This is a genomic window from Acutalibacter sp. 1XD8-33, from assembly GCF_003612555.1.
Taxonomy (GTDB): domain Bacteria; phylum Bacillota; class Clostridia; order Oscillospirales; family Acutalibacteraceae; genus Acutalibacter.
Genome location: NZ_RAZF01000001.1, coordinates 96,501 through 122,409, shown reverse-complemented (window position 1 = coordinate 122,409; position 25,909 = coordinate 96,501). Strand labels below are relative to the sequence as shown.

Below are 25,909 nucleotides of genomic sequence, written 5' to 3'. Positions count from 1 at the left end.
CGAAATCCTTTCATCTATAGTATAATGACGGGGATGGACCAGAGCATAGATATAGCTAGATAGCTGGAAATATTTATATTTTTAAGAATCGAGCGTGATACTCATGAGCGAAAAAATCTGCCTGGGCGTTATTTTCGGCGGCCAGTCCTCCGAACACGAGGTTTCCCTTATGTCCGCCGGCTCCATCCTGAAAAACCTGGACACGGAAAAATATCAGATCTACCCGGTCGGCATCACCAAGGAGGGCCGCTGGCTTCTCTATGAGGGCCCGGTTTCCGGCCTCGCAGACGGCTCCTGGCCGCAGAACTCCACTCCCGCTTTCCTTGCCCCTGATCCCAGCATTCATGGCCTGGTGGCAGACGGCGGCAAAATTATCCGGCTGGACTGCCTCCTCCCTGCCCTTCATGGCAAAAATGGCGAGGACGGCTCCATCCAGGGGCTGTTCCAGCTTTCCGGTATCCCCTATGTGGGCTGCGGAGTGCTTAGCTCCGCAGCCTGTATGGATAAGGCTGTCACCCACACCCTGCTTTCCGCCGGAGACATTCCACAGGCCCACTACCTGTGGTTCTATTCCCAGCGCTATGAAGTGGCCCCGGAAACCATCCACAACAAAATCCAGGCCCGGCTCAACTTCCCCGTGTTCGTGAAGCCCGCCAATGCCGGCTCCTCTGTAGGGGTCAGCAAGGTGGAGGCTCCCGAGGAGCTGGACGCCGCCATCAAGAAGGCCGCCCGGGAGGACGGCAAGGTCGTAGTCGAGGAGGGGGTGCAGGGACAAGAGGTGGAATGCGCGGTGCTGGGCAGCCGGGTAGATGCAAAAGCCTCCATGATCGGCGAGATCGGCGCCTCCGCCCAGTTCTACGACTACGACGACAAATACATCAACGGCACCAGCCAGCTCTATATCCCCGCACGCATCCCCGAGACCGTGGCGGAGGAGATCCGGGAGACTGCCCTGCGGGCCTACCGCCTGATGGGATGCCAGGGCCTTGCCCGGGTGGACTTCTTCGTCACCCCGGAAAACAAGGTGGTGCTCAACGAGATCAACACCCTGCCGGGCTTTACCTCTATCAGCATGTACCCCAAACTGTGGATGGCCGAGGGGTACTCCTATGGCGAGCTGCTGGACCGGCTGGTAGAATTGGCCCTGGAGAGGGCGGGAAACCCCCATGGATAAGCGGCCCATCGGCGTATTCGACTCCGGCCTGGGGGGGCTTACGGCGGTAAGGGAACTGGAGGAGATCCTGCCCGGAGAGAGCGTGGTCTATTTTGGGGACACAGGCCGGGTCCCTTACGGCACCCGAAGCCGGGAGGCCGTGCGGCGCTACGCTCGCCAGGACATGGCTTTCCTGATCGCTCATGACGTAAAGGCCGTTCTGGCCGCCTGCGGTACGGTGAGCTCTACCTCGGCAGACATCGGGGCACAGTTGCCGGTCCCCTATTTCGACGTGGTGGCCCCCACGGCCCGGGCCGCCGCCAGAGCCACTCGAAACGGGAAGGTGGGCGTCACCGGCACCAATGCCTCTATCCACAGCGGAGCCTATGTCCAGGCCCTGAAAACGGCGGACCCGGCGGTCCAGGTCTACCCCATGGCCTGCCCCCTGTTCGTCCCTCTAGTGGAGAGCGGCTTCGTCTCTCCGGAGGACCCGGTAACCCTGCTGGTGGCGGAGCGGTATCTGGCTTCCCTCCGGGAGGCCGGGGTGGACGTGCTGATTCTGGGCTGCACCCATTATCCCCTGCTCAGCCTGGCCATCAGCCGCGTGATGGGGCCCGGCGTCACGCTGATTGACAGCGGCAAAGAAGCCGCTCTGGCCCTGGGGGAGGCTCTCCGGGAAAAGGATCTGCTCTGTCCGCCGGGCATTCCCCGTCAGGCCCAATATTACGTTACCGACGCGCCGGAAAACTTCTCCGCTGCGGCAAAGCTCTTTTTAGGCCATCCGGTAGAGGGAACCCGTGTGGACATTGAAAAGTACTGACACAAAAAGAAGCCCCTGTTTTAGTGAAAAGGAGGGCGGGAAATGAAAGAGGACTATACCATCAATATCAAGGGAAAGCAGATCTACGAGGAGGACACCGGAGAGATCACCCTTTCCACCGTGGGCACCTACAAGGAACGGGATGGAGTTCAGTTTATCGCTTATAAAGAGTACGATGAGGAGGACGCCCGGCTCTCCCACACGGCGGTGCTGAAGGTGGAGCCCGGCAAGGTCACCATGATGCGGGCTGGTTCCACCACCCGGCTAATTTTGGAAAAGGGCCGGCGGCATCTGTGCCTATATGACACGGGCTTCGGCTCCATGACAGTAGGGGTTTTCACCAGCGAGCTCCGGTCCGCCCTGGACCATACCGGCGGTTCCCTGGAAATCAAGTACACCCTGGACATCGACTCCAACCTGTCCAGCCGCAATGAACTCCGGGTGGAGGTCACCCCTCTGCCCCCGATAGGGCTGTAGCCGGCATGGACCATCCATTATAGAGACTCACCAAACGTCTAAAATAGAGAGGAAGAAAATATCATGTCCCAACTCGTTGAAAAAGCCCGGCAGCAGCTGCGGGAGGCTGTCTCCCAGGCCATGACCCAAGCGATCGCCGCAGGGGAACTGCCCCCGGCGGAGCTTCCCGGCTTCGCCCTGGAGGTCCCCGCCGACCGGGCCCATGGGGATTGGTCCTGCAACGCCGCCATGGCCGGGGCCCGGGCTTTCCACGCCGCCCCCCGGAAAATCGCCGAAGCCATCCAGGCCCATCTGAATCTGGAGGGCACCCTTTTCTCTAAATGCGAAACCGCCGGGCCCGGCTTCCTGAACTTCACCTATGCCCCCTCTTTTTACGGAAAAATCCTCCAGGATATTGAGGCTCTGGGCCCGAATTATGGCAGAAGCCGCCTGGGCCAGGGCCAGCGGGTACTGGTGGAATACGTCTCTGCCAACCCCACCGGGCCCATGCACATCGGCAACGCCCGGGGCGGCGTGCTGGGAGACGCCCTCTCCGCCACGTTGGCGGTTGCCGGCTATCGAGTAGAGCGGGAGTTCTATGTGAACGACGCGGGCAACCAGGTAAACCGCTACGGCCTGTCCATCGAGGCCCGGTATATGCAGCTCTTCCAGCCGGATTTCCCCTTCCCGGAGGACGGCTATCTGGGCGCGGATGTGACGGAAAACGCCCAGGCTTTCTCGGAAGTCCATGGAGACGAGCTCGTGAACCTGGACAGCGAGTCCCGGCGCAAGGCCCTCATCGCCTATGCCATTCCCAAAAACATCCAGGTGCTCCACGATGATCTCCAGCGCTACCGGGTGGAATATGACAACTGGTTCCACGAGTCCTCCCTCCACGAGAGTGGCGCGGTGGACCGGGTGATCCAACTTCTCAAGGAGAAGGGCTGCACCTATGAAAAAGAGGAAGCCCTCTGGTTCCGGGGAGAGCCCTTTGGCTCGGAGGATTTCGTGCTGGTGCGCTCCAACGGCGTGCCCACCTATGTGGTGCCGGACATCGCCTATCACTATAACAAGCTGGTGACCCGGAATTTTGACACGGCCATCAATGTGCTGGGGGCCGACCACCACGGCTATGTCCCCCGGCTGAAGGCCGCCATCGCGGCTCTGGGCATCGACCCCAACCGTTTGAAGGTGGTGCTCATGCAGATGGTGAGCCTGGTGCGGGACGGGGAGGCCGTAAAGCTCTCGAAACGCAGCGGCAAGGCCATCACCATGGCGAACCTGTTGGACGAGGTTCCCATCGACGCGGCTCGTTTTCTTTTCAACTCCTATGAGCCCAACACCCGTATCGACTTCGACCTGGATCTTGCGGTGAAAGAGGACGCCCAGAACCCGGTCTACTACGTGCAGTATGCCCACGCAAGAATTTGCAGCATCCTGCGGAATCTGGCGGCGGACGGCATCCGGCCCCGGCACTGCGAACCCGAAGAGCTCCTTCTGCTCACCGCTCCGGAGGAGGTGGAGCTGATCCGCTATCTTTCTGGGTTTACGGACGAGGTGGCAAACGCCGCCCGGAATATGGACCCCGCCCGGATTACCCGGTATGTATTGAATCTGTCCACTTTATTCCATAAATTCTACAATACCTGCCGGGTAAAGGGCGTAGAGCCCTCCCTCACCGCCGCCCGGCTCTGCCTGTGCGGTGCCGCCAAAACAGTGATCGAAAACGCCCTGGCCCTGTTCAAGGTGACCGCGCCGGAGCAGATGTAAGTCCAAAACGAAAAGCCGCAGGGACTTCTCCCTGCGGCTTTTCTGGTTTTCATTCTGTCTTTTCGATTTTTCGTCCTTATTCGCCGATCGCGTTATTTCGCGCTGAACTCTTCGCTATAGATCTCTTCACCGCCGGAAGTCTCATAGGTTACCACAACCTTGGGATCCTTCACATCCACCACGTTGGCAATCTCAGCGGCAATCCCCTCAAATGTGGAAGTCACTGTGCCCATATTCGTCTCCAGGGCGGTTTTGATTGTCTCCAAGTCGGTGCCCTCGGGCAGAATCTCCTCAGAGAAAGTAAATGTATACACCAGCTTTTCCCCTTCGCCGGTTACCGCAGCGGACATTCCAGAATCGCTGGACAGCAGCGTCTCAATTATGGCGTCGATCTCGGGCTTAACCTCCGGGTCCTCCAGAAAAGCCTGGATGGAAACATACTTGCCGTCGGCGTTCTTGCCGCCCTCCGGCTTTCCGCCGCAGGCCGCCAGGCTCAGCACCATTACCAGCGCCATAACCCCGGCCAAAATCCGAACCAGATTCTTTTTCATACGCAATCACCTTTCTTCATTTTCTTTTGATGCAGGCAGCGCCCAGCTTTCAGACGATTTACCGGGCCAATTGGCATTATACTCCCCTCTATAGTTGAGGTCAAGGCGAAAAGGGTTACAAAAAAGTTAATATTTTCCCTGAGAACAAACCTTTTCCCCGATTCCAGAATACGTATATTCATTATTACCTATTTTTCATTCAAGTTTTTCACACTGTCCCGCACCACCAGCCGGGCGGGCAGCTCATAGCGCAGCCAGGGGTCCTTCTCGCCCAGCTCCCGAAGGCGGATCAGATTTTTCAGCAGAAGCACACACTCCCGGCCCATCAGCTGGGGGGAATTGCGTACGCTGGTGAGATTGGGCTTGATCTGGGTGCAGAGGGGCTGATCGTCAAAGCCCGTGACGGATACGTCCTCCGGCACCTTCTTGCCAATTTGATTCAGGGCTTTCACCGCCCGCCAGGCCTGCCGGTCATTCTCGCAAACCAAGGCCGTGGGCAGCGCTTTGGCGCTCTGAAAAGCCTCCACCAGCCGCTGATATTCAAACAGGTCCTCCCCTGTGCCAGAGCAGAAGTAGAATTCCGGCCGGTCCTCCAGCCCCAGCTCCTTCAGAGCCTGCTGATAACATTTCCTGCGGTCCTCCCGCACCTGGCCCTGCCAGCCGCTGTATGTAAAGCCGATCTCTTTATGCCCCATTTCCTTCAGGTAATTTACCACACTAAAAATCCCCTGCCGGTTGCTGATGCATACGCTGGGCGGTTCCCAACCGATTGACGTATATGTATCCATAAAGACAAACGGTATGCCGCTGGACTCCACATCCCGTTCCAGTTCTTTTGTCAGCCGGCAGGGATGCACAATCGCTCCCACCACATTTCCCGTGCGCCGCAGCTGCTCGGCCAAGCTCAGGTTTTTATACCGGTTTCTGTGGACCATCATCAGGCAGCAGTCGTTCTCCCAGGCCTCCGCCTCCACACCAGCCATCACGCCGGAAAAAAAGTTATAGGGATCGTTCCGATCCGCGAAGAAGTCATCGGTAATGATATAGGCGATCACATCGCAGGCACAGCCCCCAGGCTTTTCCTTTTCCTGGGGCGCAGGCCTGGCCTCTGGCCCCACGCCGTCCCGGCAGGACTGGCAGAGCATTTCCCCGTGGCCCAGCTCCTGTATCTTTTCCAGGAGGCTTTTCCGCAGAGAATCGCTGATTCCTGGCTTATTGTTCAGCACCAGAGAGATCGTGGCGGGCGAAACCCCTAGTTTTTTTGCAAGGTCTTTTGCTTTCATATGGTAAACACCCCAGCAAGTTTATAAACTCTTTATAAACTTATAATACCCTATCCGGGGACAAAATGCAAGGGCTAACTTGACAAAACCTCTCTCTTGATTTAAAATGAATGTCGAAAAGTGAAAAGCAGGGGTGTCCTATACGTTCATGGAACTGCGTTCCATGAAGTATCCGAGTTTGCTTCGCAAACTCTTGCCGCGATCCGCCAGCGATGGTTGATCCGCGTGGAAGAGCGGGAGCGAACCCGGTGCGGGCTGAGAGGAGCTTCGAGCTTAAACCCTACGAACCTGATGCGGATCATACCGACGGAGGAAGCATTTCATTTTCTCAACAGGGGAGCGGGGCCAGGCGTTCCGGGGGCCGGAAAGTCCCTTGTCCTTTGCGGAAAATGCGCTGCGCGCCGTCTGGAGAAAATCCAGGCGGCGCTTTTCATTTTTCAAAGAATAATTTTCTGGAAAGGACAATTTATATGAACAACACAACCAATCCCTCTCCCGCGCCAACCAAAAAAACCGGGGTCTACAATCTGGTGCTGGCCGGGGTACTCATCGCCCTGGGCACCGCGCTCTCCTTTGTAAAGTTTCTGAACCTGCCCTGGGGCGGCTCCGTCACCCTGTGCTCCATGCTGCCCGTGATGCTTTTCGCCTACCGCGCCGGGACCAGATGGGGCCTGGGGGCTGGCTTCACCTTCAGCGTGCTCCAACTGCTCTTTGGTCTGGACGGGCTCAAGGGAATCTCCGGCGCCACCATCGCGGGCTCCATCTTCTTAGACTATCTCCTGGCCTTTTCCGTGCTGGGCCTGGCCGGAATTTTCCGGAACAGGATCCAGAACGACCCCGCCGCCTTCACCCTGGGCTGTCTTGTGGCCATGCTGCTGCGCTACATTTCCTCCATCCTCTCCGGCTGGCTGCTGTGGGCGCAATTCATGGAGGTGAACTACATGCAGGAGCTGGTGGCCGGGTTCTTCCCGGGCCTTGGGGGCCTCACGGGGAACAGTCTGGCCCTCATCTATTCCATCTGCTATAACGGCGCCTATATGCTCCCGGAAATCCTGATCACATGCCTTGCGGCGGCTCTGGTAATGCAGTTCGCCGGGAAGTTTATCCTGAAAAAATTTTTTTGAGTAGTGGGAGGCCTCCGGCACACCGCGCCAAGCGAGGCGAAATGAGCAGGCTAGGTTTCGCGGTGTGTCATGAGTTTTGCTTCGCAAAACTCTGTCAAGCTGGGTGCGGGCGCTCTCAGCCAACCAGGGTAAAGTTTTCGTCCACCTTTTTCAAAAGGTGGTGGGGGTGGAGGGGGCGAAGCCCCTCCCTGCCAGCGGCCAAAACATCGTCCCCAAAAAACCGCGGACCAGCCTCCTTCTCCCCAAACCCCTTGCCTTTTCCCCCGATTTCCTATATAATAATCCATATCATCTGTAAAAGGGGGAATCCTCATGCCCGCTAGACACCGCGCCCCGGAGCCCTCCCGCGCGCCCTGGCTCATCGCCGCCGTTCTCATCGTCCTGGCCGGACTTGTCGCCGCCGGGTTTCTGCTGTGGAAGAAATTTGAACCGGGGTCCGGCGGCAGAGCCGCCATAGAGACGCCCGCTCCCACAGCTCTGCCCACCGCCGCGCCTACGCCCACCCCCACGGCGCCTCCCACGCCCACCCCCACGGCGCCTCCCACGCCCACCCCCGAGCCTACCCCGGAGCCCACGCCCACCCCCGGCCCGATCCCGGACAACGGCGAGGACGGCTACCTCTCCGAGGGCTTGTACATCTGGAACAACATGGCCTTCGAGCTGTTCTACGGCTATGACGAGTCCGCCCAGCCCTACGCCCAGGCCATCTCCGGCTACGCCGAAAAGCTGCCGGGGGTACGGGTGTACAATATGGTGGTGCCCAACCACAGCGAGTTCGGCCTGCCGGAGCGCCTGCGGGACGGCCTGGGCTGCGGCTCCCAGCGGGCGAACACCTCCTTCATCTACCAGAGCTATGGTTCCGGCGTCACCCCGGTGGACATCTACGACGCCCTGAACCAGCACAAGGAGGAGCCCATCTACTTCAACACCGACACCCACTGGACCGCCCTGGGGGCCTACTATGCCTATGAAGTATTCTGTTCCCAGGCGGGAGTCCCGGCGGCCCCCCTCTCGGACTTCACCAAGAGTTCCTATCCGGGCTTCCTGGGCTATCTATACCAGATGACTGGGGACAGCTCCCTGGAGACCCACCCGGAGCAGATCGAGCTGTATGAGCCTGGATTCCCCTACACCGCCGAGGTCTCCTATGATGGAGAGAGTTTTTCACCCTTGGCGGGAATCAACAGCACCGACAGTTCTATGGGCTACAGTATGCTCCTGTGGGGGGATAATCCCTGCCTGCGGGTGGTAAATGAGAGCGCCCAAACCGGCCGAAGGCTGGCCCTGGTAAAAGAGTCCTACGGCAACGCTATCGGGGCCTTTCTGGCGGCCAGCTTCGACCAGGTGTACGCTATTGATTTTCGCAGTTTTGAGGGCAATCTGCCAGGGTTCTGTCAGGAAAACGGCATCACGGACCTGCTCTTCCTGAACAGCACCATGGCCGCCAACACCTACGCCCGGGTAGAGGACCTGGATCGGCTCTTTTAAGGCCGCTGCCTTTTCCCGGCATGGCGTATCGTAACCGCGCGTCGCGGCTTGGTTCAAAAAAGATATTCTGTCTTTTTTGAACCGCATTTACGATAAAAGCTCATGATAAATGTGAATTTTTCGGGCAGACTAAGGCCGTAAAGCTGAAACCGGTTTTACAAATCTTTATGAGCCGAGGTATTTGCCATGAAAAACAGACTGGAATGTTCTGTAACCACCTGCCTGCACAACAGCAACAATCTCTGCGACCTGCCCAGCATCAAGGTGGAGGGTCCCGGGGCCCGGTGCAGCAGCCAGACCTGCTGCGAATCCTTTGAGGAGCGCTCTCAGCGGAGCTCTAACTCCGTTTCCGGCTATTCCTCCCCTTCCCCGGAAACCTCTATCGACTGCAAGGCCCACAACTGCGTTTATAATGACAATTGCAAATGCGAGGCGGAATGTGTTTGCGTAGGCTGCTGCTGCCAGGACGCCACCAGCAAAAGCGGCACCGAATGCTGCACCTTCCAGGAGGGCTAATCCTTTTGCCAAGGGGACTTTTGCCGGGTCTTTGGACCCGGCTTTTCTCTATTTTTGAGCACCGTGCCGCTGTCTTTTGTCCTTCCGCAAAGTCCTGAACCTGTCCGCACCCTACCAGCGGGCTTTTCCCTGTTTTTTATTTTGTGGTGGAAATTCTCCCGCGTTTATGTTAGAATAAGAAAAAAGAGGGAGAAAGGGGCAGACCGGATGTACGGGGCGATCTTGGGGGATATTGCGGGCTCGCGGTTTGAGTTTACCCGGCCGGAGCATTTTAACTGGCGAACAGAACAGCTGTTCACCGGTATGAGCAAATACACCGATGATACGGTGCTTACTGTGGCCACCAAATACGCGGTGCTTACCGGAACGCCCTATCATCTGGCCTACCGGCAGTTCGGGCGGCGGTATATGCAGGCAGGTTATGGGCCCATGTTCAAAAATTGGCTTCACGCCCAGTCTGACCGGGGCTATCAGAGCTACGGAAACGGCTCGGCCATGCGGGTCAGCTATATCGGCTGGCATTTCCAGACCCTGGAGGAGGTGGAGGCTCAGGCGGCTCTCAGCTCCCGCTGCACCCACGACCACCCGGAGGGCATCAAGGCCGCGCAAGCTACCGCCGTAGCGGTTTATATGGCCCGCACAGGGGCCAGTAAGCGGGAGATTGCATATTATATCCACAAGAAGTATAAATATACCGTGCTGCGCCCTCTTCTGACGTACCGTCCCTTTGGCAAATTTGACGTGACCGCCATGGGCACCATGCCCCTGGCTCTGCGATGCTTCTGGGAATCGGAGGATTGGGAAAGCTGCATCCGCAACGTCTACAGCGTGCGCTGCGACACGGATACGGTAGGCTGCATTGCCGGGGGGATTGCCGACGCCTTTTACGGCGGCACCGGCCAGGAGGAGGACGCCCTCCTGCGGCGGTTTCTCATCCGGCCCAACCGTCTGGGCAACTTTGACACTTATCTTTACGACTGGGCCACCAAGAAGCCCAGCCAACTGGAAAGGGCGAAAGGAGTGACCGAAGAATGACTGTGCAAACCTATCAATCAAAACTTGTGCTGCGCACGCTGAAAGCGGGCGAGGTGTACCGTGCTAAGCCAAACTTGTCTCTGCGGGGAGAATACGACGCCATGATCGACATGCTCGGCCTGCACTGCGAGTGCCCGATTTTCGCTGTGGTGAAGGGGAAAAGACAGAACACCGGCGGTAAGGTTTCCAGTTCCGTGCGGCTGACTCTGGAAGTACCCGATAAATACATCCATCTCACCGAGTATGCGGAATGGGCCGATTTTCTCTATGCGTTCAAATTCACCCGGCCGGGTAATTATAAAGTCCTGCGGCCAGACTGCGAGGAAATCACCGTGCGCCAGTACAACCAGCTGCTGGAAAACCTAAAAACCCAGAAAAAGCCAGGACAGTATGATTGTCCCCAGGTGGTGCTGGAAAAGATCGAGCCCGCCTGGCTGAAAAGCGTTAAAATTTTTGGAAAGTCCGGTCTTTTGGGGAGGATCTTCGGGAAATAGCCTTTTGCGGCCTGTCCATGTCCCCTTCTTTTTCGAGACTTGCCTTTTTCCAGAAGCTGTGTTATAATAGTGCCCTACATAGGTATCCAAATGTAAGGAGGAGATCAAATGTCCCCGAAAATGGTGGAACTACACGACATTGACGTGCCGTCCTTCCTGCAGGTTCTGGACAGCTGTGAAGGCGAGGTCTATCTCATGACCCGGGACGGCAACCGGCTGAATCTGAAGAGTAAACTCTGCCAGCTGGTAGGGCTTACAGCCCTGATCGAGGGTGGCAAAATCGCCGAGGCTTTTGTTATGTGCGAAAAAGAAGCGGATGAGTCCAAGCTGTTCCGTTTTAACCTCTACAAGAAGGGCGTAGCCGAGGACGAGTAACTAGAGCGTTCCGGGGCGGATAGCCGCCTGAAAGCAAGCGCAATCGGCAGCCCGCTAGAGCATCTGCTGCGGGATGCATAAAAGGACAAGCAAGAAGCAATCGCTTTTGCTTGTCCTTTTTCGTCTTTATGCCGTGCCGCTCTCGTCAGACAAAACAGCTCTTACCGCCGCCCCATTCCAGAGCTTCTATTGGGCGCGCAAATATTCCCACACCAGCTTTTGAAAGCGATCCGCCGCTTGGTCGGCCGCCTTCTGCACTTCCTGGTGGGTGAGAGGCACGGAGCTGATTCCCGCCACCATATTGGTGATGCAGCTGATGCCGCAGACCTTCAGGCCCATGTGTCGGGCCGCCATTGCTTCGCAGGCAGTGCTCATCCCTACCGCGTCCGCCCCCAGCAGCCGGAACATGCGGATCTCCTCCGGCGTCTCATAGCTGGGACCCGTGGTTTGCAGGTAGACCCCTTCTTTCAGGGGAGCCCCCAGCCCTTCCGCCGCTGTTTTTGCCCGGTTTCTCAAGGTTTGGGAGTAGACCTCTGTCATATCTGGAAACCGGGGCCCCAGCTGGTTCTCGTTGGGGCCAATCAAGGGCGAGGGCACAAAGCTGGTGATCTGCCCGGTGAGGAGCATCAAATCTCCGGGCGAAAGAGCTTCGTTCACCCCTCCGGCCGCGTTGGTAAGCAGCAGCTCTTTTGCCCCCAAGGCTCCCAGCACCCGGATGGGCAGCACCACGTCCTCCATGGAGTAGCCCTCATAATAGTGTACCCGGCCCTGCATCACCGCCACCGGGCGGCCGTCCACATAGCCGAACAGAAAGCGGCCCTCATGCCCCGGCACAGTGGAAACCGGAAATCCCTCAATCTCCCCATAGCTCACCTGGGCCTCCGGCTGGATCCGGGCGGCGAAGCCCCCGAGGCCGGAACCCAGCACCAGAGCCGCCTCCGGCTGAAAGTCCGTCACCTTCCGGATATCCTCCACACAGCGCTGAATCCGGTCCCATATGATCCCCATAGCGGTCCCCCCTTTTATATAGTTAACGCAGTTCAAAAGAGGTGGAATATCTCTTTTGAACCCGGTGGCATAGCCGCCTAGCTTGAAAATCGGTATTCACCGATTTTCAAGTGCGTTTACTATTACTATCTTACTTGATCCTGCAGGGTTTGTCAATCGGGGAGCTCTCGTACGCATATTTTTTGAAGTAATGGAAGGCCTACGGGCGCAGCGGTCGCGCCCTACGGCAAGGTCGTGGAGCTCTGCTCCACACCTCGCCACCTTTGAAAAGGTGGACGAAACTTTTACCCTGGCTGGCTGAGTGCGTTAAAGCTAACCAGGGTAAAAGTTTGGCGGGGTGGAGGGTGAGCGTCTGCCTGCGGCAGACAAGCTGCGAACCGACCGAGTCGGCAGGCGAGACCCCGTAAACATCGTCCCAAAAACGCGTTCCCGGTCAGCACTCCTCAATCCGCAGCAGGCGGTTATACTTGGCGACCCGTTCCGTGCGGCAGGGGGCGCCGGTCTTGATCTGCCCCGCGTTCACCGCCACAGCCAGGTCCGCGATGAAGGTGTCCTCCGTCTCCCCGGAGCGGTGGGAGATGATGGTGTTGTACCCACTGCGCCGGGCCAGGTCAATGGCCTGGAGGGTTTCGCTCAGGGTGCCGATCTGGTTGGGCTTGATGAGAATGGCGTTTCCCGCCCCCTGGTCGATCCCCTGCTGCAAACGCTCTATATTGGTGACGAACAGATCATCCCCCACCAGCTGGACTCGGTGTCCAATGCGGTTTGTCAGCTCTGTCCAGCTTTTAAAATCCTCCTCGCCCAGGGGATCCTCAATGGAGATGATGGGATACCGGCCGATCAGCCCTTCCCAATACTCCATCAGATCGTCCGGATCCATGGTTTTTCCCCGCTTGGGCAGGCGGTAGTTGCCGTCCTCCTGGGCCCACTCGCTGCCGGCCGCGTCCAAGGCCAGTTGGACCCGGCCCCCATACCCGGCCTTCTCCACCGCTCTCAGGATCTCCTCGATGGCCTCCTCGTCAGAGCTCAGGTCCGGGGCAAATCCCCCCTCGTCTCCCACGCCGGTGGAGAGTCCCTTTGCCTTCAGCTGGGCTCCCAGAACATGATAGATCTCGCTGCACCAGCGCAGGCCTTCTTTAAAGCACTCCGCCCCCGTGGGCACGATCATGAACTCCTGGATGTCGATGTTGTTGCTGGCGTGGGCCCCGCCGTTGAGAATATTCATCATGGGCACCGGCAGTTTATAGGCCGCCGCGCCTCCCAAAAAACGATACAAAGGCATCCGGTAGTGGGCGGCAATGGCTCGGGCGCAAGCCAGGGAAACCGCCAGGGTAGCGTTGGCACCCAGATGGGCCTTGTTGGGGGTGCCGTCCAGCTTCTTCAACACGCTGTCCACCTCACGCACGGTGAGGCAGTGGAGCTTTTCCAGCGCCGGGGAGATAATCTCGTTCACATTGCGCACAGCCTTGAGCACGCCCTTGCCTCCATAGCGCCGGTCGTCCCCATCCCGCAGCTCCACCGCCTCGAACTTCCCCGTGGAGGCCCCCGAGGGCGCAGCGGCAGTGCCCATAGTGCCATCTGTGAGCTGCACCGTGGCGCTTACCGTGGGGTTGCCCCGGGAGTCCAGAATCTCGCAGCCATATACTTTTTGAATTCTTACCATAGCTGTTCCACCTTTCCGTATTTAGCATATTTTTAGTATTGCGCATTGCAAGTGGAAATAAACTGTGGTATAGTTAATATAGTTCAAAAAGATAAAATGGCTCCCTGGAACAGGGAGGCAAAACCGCCAATCTTAAAAATATATTCTAGAGATAGGAGGGGTCCCCCATGGACTTCGTCACCCCCGCCATGGAGACGGAACGGCTGATTCTTCGGCGATACCGCCCCAGCGACCTGCAAGATCTTTTTGAATACCTTTCCGACCCCGAAACTGTAGCTTTCGAGCCCTATGAACCTATGAACCTGGAAGAAGCTCAGAAAAATCTGGAGTGGCGCGTCTCCACAGAGGAGATGATTGCCGCCGAGCTGAAGGAATCCGGCAAAATGATTGGAAACGTCTACTTGGGAAGCCGGGACTTTCAGTCGTTGGAACTGGGCTTTGTATTCAACCGGGCGTACTGGGGAAAGGGCTTGGCGGCAGAGAGCTGTCGGGCGCTGATGCAGGCCGCCTACGCGGGGGGAATCCACCGGATCTTCGCCGAATGTGACCCGCAGAACGAGAGTTCCTGGAGACTCCTGGAGGCCTTGGGCCTTTTCCGGGAAGGTCATCTCCGCCAGAATGTCTATTTTCAAAAAGACCAGGCGGGCCGGCCTGTCTGGAAAGACACTTATCTGTACGCAAAGCTCAATCCAACTGAAATACATTTATGAAAAGAGGTAATCACCATGCAATTCACCCGTGTCAGCCCCGAATCTGTAGGCATCCCCTCCGCCGCCGTGCTGGACCTGCTGGACGAGCTCTACCGCCAGGGCATCGAGATGCACTCCTTTATGCTCCTGCGCCATGGCAAGGTCTGTGCCGAGGGCTCTTGGGCTCCTTACCGGCCGGATGTGCCCCACATCATGTTCTCCTTCAGTAAGAGCCTGACTTCCACCGCCATTGGCTTCGCTGTGCAAGAGGGAATTCTCTCTTTGGACGACCGGTTGCTGGACCTGTTTCCCCAGGAGGCTCCGGAAAACCCCAGCGAAAATTTGCAAAAGTGCCAGATACGCCACCTGCTGATGATGGGCTGTGGTCACGAGTCGGAGATTGAGTGGGCCTCCGGCGGTGACAGCAGCTGGATCAAAACCTTCATGCACCATCCCTTTGTCTACGAGCCTGGCACCCATTTCCTCTATAATACTGCCGGCACCAATATGCTTAGCGCGATCATTACTCGGAAAACCGGCCTCACCCTCACCCAGTTCCTAAAGCCCCGGCTATTTGATCCTCTGGGCATCGGAGAGGTTTTCTGCCAGCCCCTGCCTGATGGAACAGAAATGGGGGGCGCGGGCATGTTCCTGACCTTGGAGGATATGGCCCGGTTTGTACAGTTCGTTGCCAATAAGGGGGCCTGGGAGGAAAAGCAGCTCTTAAACTCCGAGTGGTTTGACTTGGCCACCGCCAAGCAAATTGAGAACGCCGGGGCCGGCTGGGGCGGCGACCCAGACTGGCAGGCCGGATATTGCTTCCAGTTCTGGCGCTGTGCTCCTGATGGCGTGTTCCGGGGAGACGGCGCTTATGGCCAGTTCGGCGTGGTGATGACGAAACAGCACACGGCCCTGGTGATTCAGTCCGCCTCTTTGAAGCTGCAAGGAGTCCTCCAGTCGATCTGGGACAAGCTCCTGCCCCAAATTGCCGCCGCGCCTCTTCCGGACGATCCCAAGGCCCAGCACATGCTTCAAAAACGTTTGGAAAAGCTGGAGCTAAACCCGCTTTTAGGAATGCGCAACCCCGGTGCGGAGGCCTCGCTTAACGGGGCGGTCTATGTGCCCAACCAGCCCCTGCCAGGTGTTCTGGACATTGTGGGCGGCGCGGGGAGCTTCGAGCCCAAGGGGAACTGCCTGAATTCTCTGGCTTTCCGTTTTGAGGAGAACGCGGCTCAGCTGATTGCCTCCGAGGACAGCGGTGAAACCGTCATTGACCTGGGCATGGAGGGACATTTCGCCTCTGCCATGATCAATGGGATACCTTTTGGCGCCAACGCCTCCTGGCGGTCCCGCGATGTGCTGGAAGTACAGCTGCGCAATATCCGCATGGCCACCGGTCGGCGGCTCTTACTTCATTTTGCCGGGGACAAGCTCACCATCACCGACGAATCAACTCTCCCCGAACCTGTTGGCCTGGGGGATCTGCCTGCCCCCGCTCTGGTGTTCACCCTCTCGGAAGGCTCCGTGAATACCAAGACCCGAATGTACTGGGAAGTTAATCAATAAAGCTGATAAAGGAAAGAAAAAGCTGCCGGGGAACGAACCTAACCCTGCTGCTTTTTCTTTTTGTCATCATTCGTCGAAGTTGATCAGCTTTTTAGCGGCTCTTTCTCTTTTCCCGCGCCCACTCATATCTTATTTCCGCTTGGAATTTGGGCTCAAAAAAGATGTCTTTGCGGTCTACCAGGGCAAGCAAGTTTTGGAATACAACGCCAGTAGAATTTCCTCCTACCGCCACGATGAAGCCAACATTGTTCAAATTCGACTTCAACTCTTCCAGCTCATACACTGGATGGCCGCAGTACTGGAATTTGCCCGGCTTTCGGCGCGTGACGCAGAATGCCTCATAGTCCATTCCCATTTTCTTGAAATAGTCGGAGTAAACATATCCGCATCCCCCCGCGCCATAAAGTATGATTCGAGAATGTGTGCGGCACAGCTTTTCCAGCTTCCGCTGACCCATCCGTTTATGGTAAGCGCCAATCGCTGAGACCGTCCACTTGGGCACCAGCGCTGCCAGGAAAAGCTGCCATCTAGGTATTGAGGTAACCCAGTCCCATACTTGAAAGTAATGTAAAAACACTTTCAAAGAGTATCTGTTGTCTCTTCTATAAGCACGTATCAATGTAGATAATCGGTCAAAATAAAGTTCCTCGGTATTCCGGACACAGATCGTCTGCTTATTGAGATAACAATCCGGCAGCTCTCTTATCGTTTGCACCAGTCCCTCACAGAGTACAAAAAAGAATCCATTTGTCCACTGCGAATCTGCCTTTAGTTCAGAAATTCTCATACCATCGCTTCTAAATGGCAAATACACCGCAGAAAATGTCTCAAGTTCTAAAATTCGATGGAAATAGAAACTCATATAGGCATGCCATATCATGGTTTCCCCTTGCTTTAAGTATGCCGACTCGTAACGCTCCCAATCCACCCCCGCCAACATGGTGCGAGCGTTTAAGATCGTTCCTCCATATAGCCTTGTTGCAACTAAGCATTTATCAAAAAATTCACTCTGAGAATAGAACACTTTCTGGTTTTTTTCTATATTCTGATCCGTCCTTGATGTTGATAAAGGGTCCAATACTATAAAATCGTAGTTCTCCGCTAATTGTAATGAAATCGTTTCTAAAGCCATCTTAGAGCATCTTATTCCATCATTGCAGAGCCAGATATACTGATACTCATACTGCAGACCATATCCTTGATAAATTTTAAACACTTTCTCAGACGAATGCAATTTTGAATCCATTTTTAGATAGAATATTCTATCATTGTCCACCCATTTGTCTATTACACTTTTTACGCTGTCGTCGGGAGTAGAATCATAATAGTAGATGTCAATGCCCGTTTCAAGATAATTTTTTGAATAATTCTCTAAAAACTCCTGCGCTAGCTCATATGTCCTGTAAATGGGAATACACATGGCAATCTTTCTCATCATCAGCCAGTTCCTCCAAAAAATTGTTCTTTACATTCAAATTCCTTGGATCAAAAATTTATTCTGACCGGAATTACATCTCCAAAGCCCATTTCAGAAAGCACAGGATAAACTTCCTCTTTCATTTCGTACTTTTCTATTGCTACAAGGCAGACACTGTCCTTTTCTACATCCCCGCAACTGTGTATGTGGAGAATTGGTACGCCTTCAATTTCATTTCTATTGCCCTTTAACCGCGTTGCCAGCACCGCCTTTACAGAAATTTCGGCTTCCCGTAGCTTTTTAACAGCCTTTCGCCCCCATTCGCCAGCTCCAAATATGTATATAGTTAAGTTATTATCTTTCAGGTATTGGATATCGAATTCCGAAAATTCAAAACCAAGCCACTCATAGGGATTCCTTTTTGATATCTCCCATTCAAAAGAGATCGCCTTATCCTGATCAACAATATCACAAAAGCTGCAAAAAGGAATCGGCCTTGCCAATTTTTCCAGTAATTCATCTCCAGTTTTCACCGAATAGATATCAATCCCATCACGCTGAGACAAAGCCAAATCTATTTTGAAATACTCTTTCAAATGGTAGGCAAATGCAGCCGGTGTGCAGGGATACATTTTACCCTCTTTTAAAGTAACACATTGATTTGCCATAGAACAACGAGAATAATGCTCTGGAGCAGACCTTCGCGCCTCTCCCACTGCGCTTGGAAAAAGCGGATACCACTTGCTCATTCTCTTGCTGCCAGAAAAATAGAACTGGTACTTCACATTGAATTGACTTGCAATCTCAGAGCAATAATTATAATCAAAGTTGATTGGATATTCTGTTGGACTAATGATCACATTACAGCTATGGCAGGTACGCCAAAACTTTTCTCCCATAGCGGGCAAAAGAATACCATTTGTCACAATTTCAATTATTCCCGTTGGGAATGCAGCTCTAGTCACCCTCATAAATTCATTTATTTGCGGATGCGGCAACGGCTCCCCTCCCATCAACAAGACATAATTCATTTCTCCATGAAAAAGCTCTGATAACTGCGCCAGATCTTTCTCATATTCTGCTATATCCATAAATTTCTCTTTTACCAACGGCGCACAATGAACACATGATCTGCAATTCAGATTGCAATGCTCCACAACAGGAACCAGAAATCCTAAGCCACAATTAGGCTGAAATTTTAAAATTGCATTTCGCAGTTTCTTTTCTACTTCACATATTTCCATTATCAATAACTCCTTTTAGAGTTTATTTGTAGTCGATTCATTCATAACAAGCGAAGCCTGCATGCCATCCTTCCAATATATTGTAGACTTAATGCCTAGAGACTTCATCTTTTCTACATTACAACAACTATCCGGCTCAAATTCCCGATAGGGAATCGCCCCAAATTGCAGAAGAGACTGAGAGGCAATTCTTTCCTTTAAATATTCGACCACCTCGCGGAGGCTTACTGAAATTCCACTTCCAACGGGAATCTCTAAGTATGGTTCCGCAAAGTTGGCATCTATAACCGTCCTATATGTACGCAAAACATCATAGATACTGATAAAATCCCTACGCTGCTTTCCTTCCGTCAATTCTAATGGCATATTCTTTTTTAACTTATACGTAACCCAAGCTAGAAAATTTTCTTCTGGCAAGTTAGGCCCATAGAAGTGCTCTAATTGCAACTCGATAAATTGGAGCATCCCTCCTTTCCCATACCTTTCCCCCCATTGGGCAAACTGTTTTTTTGCCAAAGCATATGAATTCACCTGAGAAGGTAGCCCCGTACCTGTATTAATCCACCGCTGAACGCCAGCCTCTGCCGCAATTTGCAAAACCCTCAGGGGAAATGTCAAATTTCCGGCAATTACGTCCTCTATGGTATTACTCCCTCGGGCATAGGTACATGCAGTATGAACCACCATTTCACATTTCAATTGCTCCATGCAAGGTTTTATCTGCTCTATAGATACCAAATTGACTTTATTGCTGAATGGGGCTAATCGATTTAAACGATTGACATCTCTTACTATACAGGAAACAGTATGCCCTTCTGCCAACAGCATCTGAGCCAGACAACTTCCAAGATACCCCGTCGCACCTGTCAGCAGAATATTCACTGTTCCTCCACTGCCTCCAAAATTGTCTGGACCATATAGTCCAGCATGTCCTTTGTCATCCCCGGATACACGCCTACCCAGAAAGTGTCGTTCACGATTTTATCCGTGTTTGCCAAATCACCTACCACGCGGTAGCCAGTTTCCGCCTTGCGCAGTTCATCGAAACAGGGGTGCCGCAGCAGGTTGCCCGAAAACAGCATCCGCGTCTGCACGCCCCTGTCCTCAATATACTTCACAACCTTCTCCCGGCTGATTCCCTCCCGCACCGTGAGCAAAAAACCAAACCAGCTAGGCCAGGCCTCTTTCTCGCAATAGGGTAAAATCAGTTTATCCTCTGCCGGCGCAAGCCCTCCCCGCAGGATTTGCCAGTTTTCCCGCCTTTTCTCCACAAAGCCGCCTAATTTTTTCAGCTGGGCGCACCCAACCGCCGCCTGCATATCCGTGATCTTCAAATTGTATCCCAAGTGGGAGTAAACATACTTGTGGTCGTACCCCTTGGGCAGCAGGCCATACTGCCCGTCGAACCGGTGCCCACAGGTATCATCCATTCCAGGCGGGCACACGCAGTCCCGCCCCCAATCCCGCATGGAGAACATAATGCGGCTGAGCAGATCATTGTTTGTGTATACCGCGCCGCCTTCTCCCATGGTCAGATGATGAGCTGGATAAAAGCTGGAGGTCCCCAGGTCGCCAATAGTGCCTGTTTTTTCATAACCCTCTCCCCTGTCATAAGCCGCGCCAAGGGCATCACAGTTGTCCTCAATCAGCCATAAGCCGTGTTTGTCGCAAAAATCCTTTACCGCCTTCAAGTTGAAGGGATTCCCCAGGGTATGGGCCAGAAAAACACACTTCGTCTTTTCCGAAAGCGCTTTCTCTAACATAGAAACATCCACATTGTAGGTTCCCAGCTCCACATCCACAAACACCGGCACCGCACCATACTGCAAAATTGGCGTTACACTAGTGGGGAATGCTGCCGCTACACAAATCACCTCATCGCCTCGCCGGATAGCACGCTCCTGAAGCAAGGGCGATGTCAGCGTCATAAAAGCCAACAGATTTGCGGAAGAACCGGAGTTTACTGCGGCCACATGCTTTATACCCAGAAAGCTACCCAGTCCCTGCTCAAATTCACGGCAGAACCGTCCGGCCGTCAGCCAGAATTCCAAGGCTGAGTCCACCAGATTGATTTGTTCTTTTTCATCATAGACTCGGGAGCAATAGGGGATTTTCTGCCCGGGCCTAAAAGGCTGTTTTGCCGCCTGCTCCATTTCATGATACTCTTTTACCAGGGAAAATATCTCCTGCCGGATTTCCTCTTTTGTACGCATACGGCTCTCCTTATTTCTTATTCAAAAATTCTTCAATCTGTCTGTCCATTTCCCGGGGCAAATCACCATTCTCCAGCCAAATCTTTGTCCATTTCACGGTTTGGCCGACCGCTTTCGCAATATTCCAACGGGGCCTCCAGTGAAACGTTGACTTCAGCTTTGAGCAGTCCAATTTTAAAAACTGGTCCTCATGAGGCGCCTCAGCCTCGGACCGGTTCTCCCAGGCCGCTCCCTCCCCCCATATTTGGCAAAACAAATCTGTCAATGCTCCGGTAGTCAAACAGTCCTCATCCTCCGGCCCCACATTATACCATCCAGAATCCCCTTTGTTCTCATATTGCCGTTGTGCAACTAATAAGTAGGCAAAGAGGGCCTCCAACACATGCTGATAGGGCCTGACAGAATGAGGGTTCCGAACAACAATAGGCATTTGAGACTGAACCGCCCGCACACAGTCCGGAATAATTCTGTCATTGGCAAAATCGCCCCCGCCAATCACGTTGCCTGCCCGCACTGTGGATACCGCCGTCTCCGTATCGGCAAAAAAGCTGCCGACATAGCTGTGCGTTACCAACTCCGCGCAGGACTTAGAATTGGAATAGGGGTCATGTCCATCTAATGGATCACTCTCTCGATATCCCCAGGCCCAATTCTGATTTTCGTATACCTTATCCGTCGTAACGATTACCACAGACTTCACAAGATTCGGCGAGGTCCGAATGCACTCCAGCAAATTTACCGTTCCCATCACATTTATCTCATATGTATACACAGGGGCTTTGTAACTATCCCGCACAATAGGCTGCGCTGCTAAATGAAAGACGATCTCTGGTTGAGCGGCATGAAAGGTCTGTTCCAGCTTGCTCCTATCTCGGATATCCCCAAGCACTGAGGTCATCCTTCCATCCAAGCCGGCCAAAGAAAACAAATTTGGTTCTGTTGGAGGCGGCAGAGAGTAACCCGTCACCTCCGCGCCCGCACCAACTAGAATGCGGCAGAGCCAGGCTCCCTTAAAGCCTGTATGCCCTGTCACAAAGACCCTTTTGCCCTTTAAAAAAGCCAAATTCATCATACTCATCTCCTCTACCAAACCTTCCACGGGGCTCGATCTTCCGCCCACATGGTTTCCAGTAGATTTTTCTCCCGCACCGTGTCCATGCATTGCCAGAACCCTGTATGCTTATAGGCCATAAGCTGACCGTCTCTCGCGGCGCTCTCCAGCGGCGCTTTTTCCAGTATATCGCCGTCTCCAGATATGTAATCCAGAAATTCAGGCTGGCACACCATAAAGCCAATATTGATCAGGTTTCCATCACCCTGGGTTTTCTCCCGGAACTCCCGGATGCCGCCTCTTTCGTCAATGTCCAGTACGCCAAAGCGCTGCCCCGCATTATAGGCTGAAATCGTTACCATTTTCCCGTGGGACTGATGAAACCGCACCGACTCGGCAATATTCAAGTCTGCCACCCCGTCTCCATAGGTAAGCAGAAAGGGTTCTCCGCCAATATACTCTTTTACCCGTTTTACCCGTCCGCCGGTCATGGTATTGAGTCCTGTGTTCACAACGGTTACTTTCCAAGGTTCGGACGTGCTTTTGTGGACAGTCATATCGTTTCTGCCTTCGGTAAAATCGAATGTGATATCCGAGGTATGGAGAAAGTAATCCGCAAAATATTCCTTGATAACATGCTGCTTGTAACCCGCGCAGATGATAAACTCGTGGAAGCCATAGTAGCTATAGAGCTTCATGATATGCCAGATAATGGGCATACCGCCCAGTTCCACCATGGGCTTGGGTTTGAACTGGGACTCTTCCGATATGCGGGTGCCAAAGCCTCCCGCAAGGATGATAGCCTTCATACCTTCTCCTTCCAGAAAACCTTTCTTTTTTAGCTAATTTGCTATTTTCAATCGCTCATTATCATGATGCGTTTATTGCCACAGTGCACTGTGGCAATAAACGAGGACGTCCTCGTTTAAAACCGGTCCGTAAGGCTATCCTATGGAAATCTCGCGGCTTAGCCTTTCTACCAGATCATATCCGTCCCAGACAAAGTCGAAATCCATCGTGTCGCCAATGGAGACAACCCGGTCGATTCCCTTTACCCCAGAGCCAATCAAGGGCATCAGCCATTCCTTGCATCCCAGGCAGGCAATGGTCTGTAGCTTCTCTCCGCAGACCGGCGCCAGCTCTACCGCCTCGTTCAGATAGCACTCATAGAAGAATCCCGAGTGCCCCCGGCGTTCCTGTATTTGGGAGGTTATACTCTCTAGCTCTATCCTCGTAATCAGATTATCCTTCATCTTTACAACACGAATCCCTGAAATTTCTACAGCCGCAAGGCAGGCGTTTACAAGCTTATCCATAAACTGTACAGGCTGTGGATGGTACTTCTCCGCCGCTATCTTCCAAAGCTCCTCCCAGAATACCGTTCTGGCTCGCTCTACCTCGTCTTTCTGTCCTGTCCAGCATACCAGCCTGGGCGAACTGCAGGCGTTCTGATCCGAAAGATACGTATCATTGTAAAAGTCCTGGGCAACCCGCGCTTTATCAGGTATCGATATATACGTTCCTCCGTCTATCACACAGATAGAATACCGGTCTGCAAAGGTGAGTTCTTCTCCTCGGGGAGGAAGCTCGCTTTTTCGGATTTCACGGATCGTCTCGTCGCCGCCCCACACTATCCGCACGTTACAGTTCTGGGAGAAATAGTCGTTAATCTCTTTGCTCCTGGAGTAGCGGACAAAGGCCATCGTATTTTCCAGCCCCCCACCTCTTTCTTCTAGAACCTTTCGGATCGCCTGGTTGATGATATCTGTCTGAGGAAATTCTTTGCTAGGCAGCCGGACAATATTGGCATTTCCCAAAAGGAAACTCACCGCAAAAGAATATGCGTAGTTTACCGCGACATTGGAGGGCGCAATGTGGAAAACCAGCCCCCTGCCCATGCGGAATTTGCCCTCTTGCATCACCTCGTCTCTTTTTCGAAGTACATTTGCTTTTCGAATCCAAAAAGCGAACGTAACCACATCCGGATACCTCTTGGCCTCCCGGCTGGCCAAAAGCATGCCCGAAACTTGGTTTAAAAACTCGATCCGAGCAGGGGCAAAGGGAAGTTCTGCGGGGAGCTCTGACATACGCTCCAGAATTTGTTGGCTTCCCAGACAAATTTGAATCTTCTCAAAATCCAGCCGCATAGGTATCGCTACACCCCCTGATCTCCGCATTTGCCAATCTTCCGCACACTGTAAAGTATTTTCCCTTTCTTCCACAGGGGCAGTCATCCTCGCCCAGCAGGATTCCCTTATCCTCCGTTAAGAGGGAGTGGCCCGGATAGGATTCCGGTATCGTTGAGAGCACTTGCAGGATCCCCCGCTCTCCCGGTTTTAGCGGGGAAAAGTCCCAGGGGCTGCGGACTATAACGTCCGAGAAAACCGAAGCATGAAGATGTCCATATTCACACTCCATATAGATGCAGCCGGTCTGCTCCACCATTCCATAATAGTCGTGGATCTCCGTAAGGCCGCACACCTCCTCCAGCTTCTGATGAAAGGCTTCCCGGGAAACCGCCTCCTGTATGAGCTTCTTCCACCCGCCCCCATGGATGAGCATGCAGCCAGACAGATCAAAAACCGTACCACTCTGCTTCAGACGCAGCAGCTCCTGATAGAAATGCTGCCAGATCATAAAGGTGAATCCAAAGAGCAGAATGCGCTCTCCCCGATGCCTGTCTAGAAAGTCTCGAAGGGCAGAAAGGTTCAGCTTCATCTCATCATCCAGCGCATACATCTTTTCCGTTCCAAAGATGGAGAAACCCAGTATCCCCGCTCCCCTTGCAGAAAAAGCCGCCCGGTTTTTCAGCACGGAAGGACAATCAATCAGGATCATTGGCATACGCTTGGATCCGGTAAAGCTGGACACAATCTTCACCAAGGCCTTCTGCTGATTTGATGCCGTTGTCCTGTCCAGAAAGATCCGGGAGACTGCCTGACCTGTGGTACCTGAAGAGGTGACCGTTTTTACAATCTCCTGCCCGGGCATGCTCTTCAGCGGAATTTCCTTGAACAATCTCACCGGCAAAAACGGCAGCTCCGTATAAGAGGATATCTCCCTGTTGCTATACCCAATGCTTTCCAGGATTCTTCTATACTCCGGACAATTTTTTCTGTGATGTTCGGTCAAGGAAAGGAGTCTTTTTGTTAGAAGCGGTTCCTTCTCCTCTTTAGACAGCAAATAAGGTTCCACTCGCTGGATTTCTTCAAACTGCATTTTTATCCTCCCTTCCTTCTCTCAAAGTGCCAGTTCTGCCTTCACGATCTCCGCAGCTTCCGGCCAATGATCTATGATAAAAAAATGAGTTCCCGGATATTCTATAAACTTGCAGCTTCCTTGGAACACCTGCGTCCACCGGCGGATCTCTGGAAAAGGGGTATCCGTCTCTGAATAGAAAACCGTTGCCGGAATTCGACAGGCGATATCCATTTTGTCAAAGGGATATCTTCGAATCAACCGGTAATCCGCCTGGTACTGGGGCAGATAAACCCGCCAAAAGGCTCGGTTTTCCACAAGGCTCTCCGGAATTCCTCCGAACTCTATCGTCCGCTTTTTGACCCACTCGTCGCTTTCCCATTGGGAGTCCTCCCGAAGCTCTCGTTTCATGGCAGGACCATGAGCGCCAAGAAACACATGACAGGGGGGATCTATCTCCTGGGCCAGCAAAATACGTTTCAGCACTTCCACCACAGCGATGCTCCCCATGCTGTATCCGAAAAGGCCGTATGCCTCTTCCGGCTTCCACCGCTCTTTTACCTGAGCATACATATCCCCAGATAACTCCGCAAAGTTCTGATAAAACGCTTCCTTCCTCCTTGCACCATGCCCTGCGTACTCCAACCTTTCCACCTTGATTTGAGCGCGCAGGCAACTCTCCAGCTTATCAAAAAATGATGCCGTACCACCTGCATAGGGAAAGCAAAATAGCTGCACAGAACTTCTCCTCCACCCAAGAACCTACTTAAACTATAGCCAAAAGACTTGTCAAAT

General features: G+C 53.9%; 25 protein-coding genes. 12 read left to right on the top strand and 13 right to left on the bottom strand.

The features are described from left to right. Positions 1–103: 103 nt before the first annotated feature. From D7X94_RS00645 to argS, 4 genes are all read left to right on the top strand, one after another. Positions 104–1,174, top strand: a complete 1,071-nt coding sequence (locus D7X94_RS00645; RefSeq protein ID WP_120425757.1) for a D-alanine--D-alanine ligase family protein — start codon at positions 104–106, stop codon at positions 1,172–1,174. Further along, entirely contained in the window at positions 1,167–1,973 is an 807-nt protein-coding gene (gene murI / locus D7X94_RS00640) for a glutamate racemase (RefSeq protein WP_120425756.1), read from the top strand. Before D7X94_RS00645 ends, murI begins: the two co-directional genes overlap by 8 nt. Positions 1,974–2,015: 42 nt before the next feature. Next, a complete protein-coding gene (locus tag D7X94_RS00635; protein ID WP_120425755.1) occupies positions 2,016–2,450 on the top strand; it encodes a DUF1934 domain-containing protein in 435 nt (144 codons plus the stop codon). A gap of 63 nt (positions 2,451–2,513) precedes the next feature. Further along, positions 2,514–4,199 (top strand): arginine--tRNA ligase, encoded by a 1,686-nt coding sequence (gene argS, locus D7X94_RS00630; protein ID WP_120425754.1) that lies wholly within the window; start codon positions 2,514–2,516, stop codon positions 4,197–4,199. A 92-nt stretch (positions 4,200–4,291) separates the two neighbouring features. Here the strand turns inward: argS and D7X94_RS00625 are convergent, their stop codons facing one another. Both D7X94_RS00625 and D7X94_RS00620 read right to left on the bottom strand, forming a co-directional pair. Continuing rightward, entirely contained in the window at positions 4,292–4,750 is a 459-nt protein-coding gene (locus D7X94_RS00625) for a DUF4854 domain-containing protein (protein WP_120425753.1), read from the bottom strand. A 188-nt stretch (positions 4,751–4,938) separates the two neighbouring features. Continuing rightward, a complete protein-coding gene (locus D7X94_RS00620) occupies positions 4,939–6,033 on the bottom strand; it encodes a LacI family DNA-binding transcriptional regulator (RefSeq protein WP_120425752.1) in 1,095 nt (364 codons plus the stop codon). 470 nt (positions 6,034–6,503) lie between these two features. Here D7X94_RS00620 and D7X94_RS00615 point away from each other — a divergent pair, with 470 nt between their 5' ends. The 6 genes from D7X94_RS00615 (at position 6,504) to D7X94_RS00590 (ending at position 11,065) form a co-directional block, all read left to right on the top strand. Beyond that, complete coding sequence (locus D7X94_RS00615) at positions 6,504–7,157, top strand: energy-coupled thiamine transporter ThiT (protein WP_158590836.1); 654 nt, start codon at positions 6,504–6,506, stop codon at positions 7,155–7,157. Positions 7,158–7,469: 312 nt separating this feature from the next. After that, a complete protein-coding gene (locus D7X94_RS00610) occupies positions 7,470–8,645 on the top strand; it encodes a DHHW family protein (RefSeq protein WP_120425750.1) in 1,176 nt (391 codons plus the stop codon). A gap of 186 nt (positions 8,646–8,831) precedes the next feature. Continuing rightward, positions 8,832–9,161 carry a DUF1540 domain-containing protein gene (locus D7X94_RS00605; protein WP_120425749.1) on the top strand — a complete coding sequence of 110 codons (330 nt, stop codon included), beginning with the start codon at positions 8,832–8,834 and terminating at the stop codon, positions 9,159–9,161. A 207-nt stretch (positions 9,162–9,368) separates the two neighbouring features. After that, complete coding sequence (locus D7X94_RS00600) at positions 9,369–10,196, top strand: ADP-ribosylglycohydrolase family protein (RefSeq protein ID WP_120425748.1); 828 nt, start codon at positions 9,369–9,371, stop codon at positions 10,194–10,196. Then, the gene (locus tag D7X94_RS00595) at positions 10,193–10,690 is read left to right on the top strand and encodes a hypothetical protein (protein WP_120425747.1); all 498 of its coding nucleotides are present in this window, start codon (positions 10,193–10,195) and stop codon (positions 10,688–10,690) included. Before D7X94_RS00600 ends, D7X94_RS00595 begins: the two co-directional genes overlap by 4 nt. A 108-nt stretch (positions 10,691–10,798) precedes the next feature. Continuing rightward, positions 10,799–11,065, top strand: a complete 267-nt coding sequence (locus D7X94_RS00590) for a hypothetical protein (RefSeq protein WP_120425746.1) — start codon at positions 10,799–10,801, stop codon at positions 11,063–11,065. A gap of 186 nt (positions 11,066–11,251) precedes the next feature. Here the strand turns inward: D7X94_RS00590 and D7X94_RS00585 are convergent, their stop codons facing one another. Together D7X94_RS00585 and eno are read right to left on the bottom strand one after the other, a co-directional pair. After that, positions 11,252–12,073 carry a purine-nucleoside phosphorylase gene (locus D7X94_RS00585; RefSeq protein WP_120425745.1) on the bottom strand — a complete coding sequence of 274 codons (822 nt, stop codon included), beginning with the start codon at positions 12,071–12,073 and terminating at the stop codon, positions 11,252–11,254. Between the two features lie 433 nt (positions 12,074–12,506). Beyond that, positions 12,507–13,736, bottom strand: coding sequence for a phosphopyruvate hydratase (gene eno / locus D7X94_RS00580; protein ID WP_120425744.1), 1,230 nt, complete (start codon positions 13,734–13,736; stop codon positions 12,507–12,509). Positions 13,737–13,903: 167 nt separating this feature from the next. Here eno and D7X94_RS00575 point away from each other — a divergent pair, with 167 nt between their 5' ends. Next, positions 13,904–14,446, top strand: coding sequence for a GNAT family N-acetyltransferase (locus D7X94_RS00575; RefSeq protein ID WP_120425743.1), 543 nt, complete (start codon positions 13,904–13,906; stop codon positions 14,444–14,446). A gap of 15 nt (positions 14,447–14,461) precedes the next feature. Then, positions 14,462–15,991, top strand: a complete 1,530-nt coding sequence (locus D7X94_RS00570) for a serine hydrolase domain-containing protein (RefSeq protein WP_120425742.1) — start codon at positions 14,462–14,464, stop codon at positions 15,989–15,991. A gap of 91 nt (positions 15,992–16,082) precedes the next feature. Here the strand turns inward: D7X94_RS00570 and D7X94_RS00565 are convergent, their stop codons facing one another. The 9 genes from D7X94_RS00565 to D7X94_RS00525 all read right to left on the bottom strand — a co-directional run bounded on the left by D7X94_RS00565 (position 16,083) and on the right by D7X94_RS00525 (position 25,852). Continuing rightward, a complete protein-coding gene (locus D7X94_RS00565) occupies positions 16,083–17,429 on the bottom strand; it encodes a PglD-related sugar-binding protein (RefSeq protein ID WP_120425741.1) in 1,347 nt (448 codons plus the stop codon). 47 nt (positions 17,430–17,476) lie between these two features. Next, a complete protein-coding gene (locus D7X94_RS00560; protein WP_120425740.1) occupies positions 17,477–18,652 on the bottom strand; it encodes a radical SAM protein in 1,176 nt (391 codons plus the stop codon). A gap of 15 nt (positions 18,653–18,667) precedes the next feature. Continuing rightward, positions 18,668–19,534, bottom strand: coding sequence for an NAD-dependent epimerase/dehydratase family protein (locus D7X94_RS00555; protein WP_158590835.1), 867 nt, complete (start codon positions 19,532–19,534; stop codon positions 18,668–18,670). Further along, positions 19,531–20,865, bottom strand: a complete 1,335-nt coding sequence (gene rfbH / locus D7X94_RS00550; RefSeq protein ID WP_120425738.1) for a lipopolysaccharide biosynthesis protein RfbH — start codon at positions 20,863–20,865, stop codon at positions 19,531–19,533. The genes D7X94_RS00555 and rfbH overlap by 4 nt, the downstream gene beginning before the upstream one ends. Positions 20,866–20,875: 10 nt before the next feature. After that, positions 20,876–21,937 carry a CDP-glucose 4,6-dehydratase gene (rfbG, locus tag D7X94_RS00545; protein ID WP_199714971.1) on the bottom strand — a complete coding sequence of 354 codons (1,062 nt, stop codon included), beginning with the start codon at positions 21,935–21,937 and terminating at the stop codon, positions 20,876–20,878. A gap of 11 nt (positions 21,938–21,948) precedes the next feature. Next, positions 21,949–22,725, bottom strand: coding sequence for a glucose-1-phosphate cytidylyltransferase (gene rfbF / locus D7X94_RS00540; protein ID WP_120425736.1), 777 nt, complete (start codon positions 22,723–22,725; stop codon positions 21,949–21,951). Positions 22,726–22,860: 135 nt separating this feature from the next. Continuing rightward, complete coding sequence (locus D7X94_RS00535; protein WP_158590834.1) at positions 22,861–23,835, bottom strand: acyl-CoA reductase; 975 nt, start codon at positions 23,833–23,835, stop codon at positions 22,861–22,863. A gap of 211 nt (positions 23,836–24,046) precedes the next feature. Further along, complete coding sequence (locus D7X94_RS00530; protein ID WP_120425734.1) at positions 24,047–25,135, bottom strand: LuxE/PaaK family acyltransferase; 1,089 nt, start codon at positions 25,133–25,135, stop codon at positions 24,047–24,049. Positions 25,136–25,156: 21 nt separating this feature from the next. After that, entirely contained in the window at positions 25,157–25,852 is a 696-nt protein-coding gene (locus D7X94_RS00525; RefSeq protein WP_120425733.1) for a thioesterase II family protein, read from the bottom strand. Positions 25,853–25,909 lie beyond the last annotated feature (57 nt).

Excerpts from the sequence above, each read along its gene's own strand:
- D7X94_RS00645 (WP_120425757.1), top strand. The coding sequence starts at position 104 with ATGAGCGAAAAAATCTGCCTGGGCGTTATTTTCGGCGGCCAGTCCTCC.
- murI (WP_120425756.1), top strand. The coding sequence starts at position 1,167 with ATGGATAAGCGGCCCATCGGCGTATTCGACTCCGGCCTGGGGGGGCTT.
- D7X94_RS00635 (WP_120425755.1), top strand. The coding sequence starts at position 2,016 with ATGAAAGAGGACTATACCATCAATATCAAGGGAAAGCAGATCTACGAG.
- argS (WP_120425754.1), top strand. The coding sequence starts at position 2,514 with ATGTCCCAACTCGTTGAAAAAGCCCGGCAGCAGCTGCGGGAGGCTGTC.
- D7X94_RS00625 (WP_120425753.1), bottom strand. The coding sequence starts at position 4,750 with ATGAAAAAGAATCTGGTTCGGATTTTGGCCGGGGTTATGGCGCTGGTA.
- D7X94_RS00620 (WP_120425752.1), bottom strand. The coding sequence starts at position 6,033 with ATGAAAGCAAAAGACCTTGCAAAAAAACTAGGGGTTTCGCCCGCCACG.
- D7X94_RS00615 (WP_158590836.1), top strand. The coding sequence starts at position 6,504 with ATGAACAACACAACCAATCCCTCTCCCGCGCCAACCAAAAAAACCGGG.
- D7X94_RS00610 (WP_120425750.1), top strand. The coding sequence starts at position 7,470 with ATGCCCGCTAGACACCGCGCCCCGGAGCCCTCCCGCGCGCCCTGGCTC.
- D7X94_RS00605 (WP_120425749.1), top strand. The coding sequence starts at position 8,832 with ATGAAAAACAGACTGGAATGTTCTGTAACCACCTGCCTGCACAACAGC.
- D7X94_RS00600 (WP_120425748.1), top strand. The coding sequence starts at position 9,369 with ATGTACGGGGCGATCTTGGGGGATATTGCGGGCTCGCGGTTTGAGTTT.
- D7X94_RS00595 (WP_120425747.1), top strand. The coding sequence starts at position 10,193 with ATGACTGTGCAAACCTATCAATCAAAACTTGTGCTGCGCACGCTGAAA.
- D7X94_RS00590 (WP_120425746.1), top strand. The coding sequence starts at position 10,799 with ATGTCCCCGAAAATGGTGGAACTACACGACATTGACGTGCCGTCCTTC.
- D7X94_RS00585 (WP_120425745.1), bottom strand. The coding sequence starts at position 12,073 with ATGGGGATCATATGGGACCGGATTCAGCGCTGTGTGGAGGATATCCGG.
- eno (WP_120425744.1), bottom strand. The coding sequence starts at position 13,736 with ATGGTAAGAATTCAAAAAGTATATGGCTGCGAGATTCTGGACTCCCGG.
- D7X94_RS00575 (WP_120425743.1), top strand. The coding sequence starts at position 13,904 with ATGGACTTCGTCACCCCCGCCATGGAGACGGAACGGCTGATTCTTCGG.
- D7X94_RS00570 (WP_120425742.1), top strand. The coding sequence starts at position 14,462 with ATGCAATTCACCCGTGTCAGCCCCGAATCTGTAGGCATCCCCTCCGCC.
- D7X94_RS00565 (WP_120425741.1), bottom strand. The coding sequence starts at position 17,429 with ATGATGAGAAAGATTGCCATGTGTATTCCCATTTACAGGACATATGAG.
- D7X94_RS00560 (WP_120425740.1), bottom strand. The coding sequence starts at position 18,652 with ATGGAAATATGTGAAGTAGAAAAGAAACTGCGAAATGCAATTTTAAAA.
- rfbH (WP_120425738.1), bottom strand. The coding sequence starts at position 20,865 with ATGCGTACAAAAGAGGAAATCCGGCAGGAGATATTTTCCCTGGTAAAA.
- rfbG (WP_199714971.1), bottom strand. The coding sequence starts at position 21,937 with ATGATGAATTTGGCTTTTTTAAAGGGCAAAAGGGTCTTTGTGACAGGG.
- rfbF (WP_120425736.1), bottom strand. The coding sequence starts at position 22,725 with ATGAAGGCTATCATCCTTGCGGGAGGCTTTGGCACCCGCATATCGGAA.
- D7X94_RS00535 (WP_158590834.1), bottom strand. The coding sequence starts at position 23,835 with ATGCAAGAGGGCAAATTCCGCATGGGCAGGGGGCTGGTTTTCCACATT.
- D7X94_RS00530 (WP_120425734.1), bottom strand. The coding sequence starts at position 25,135 with ATGCAGTTTGAAGAAATCCAGCGAGTGGAACCTTATTTGCTGTCTAAA.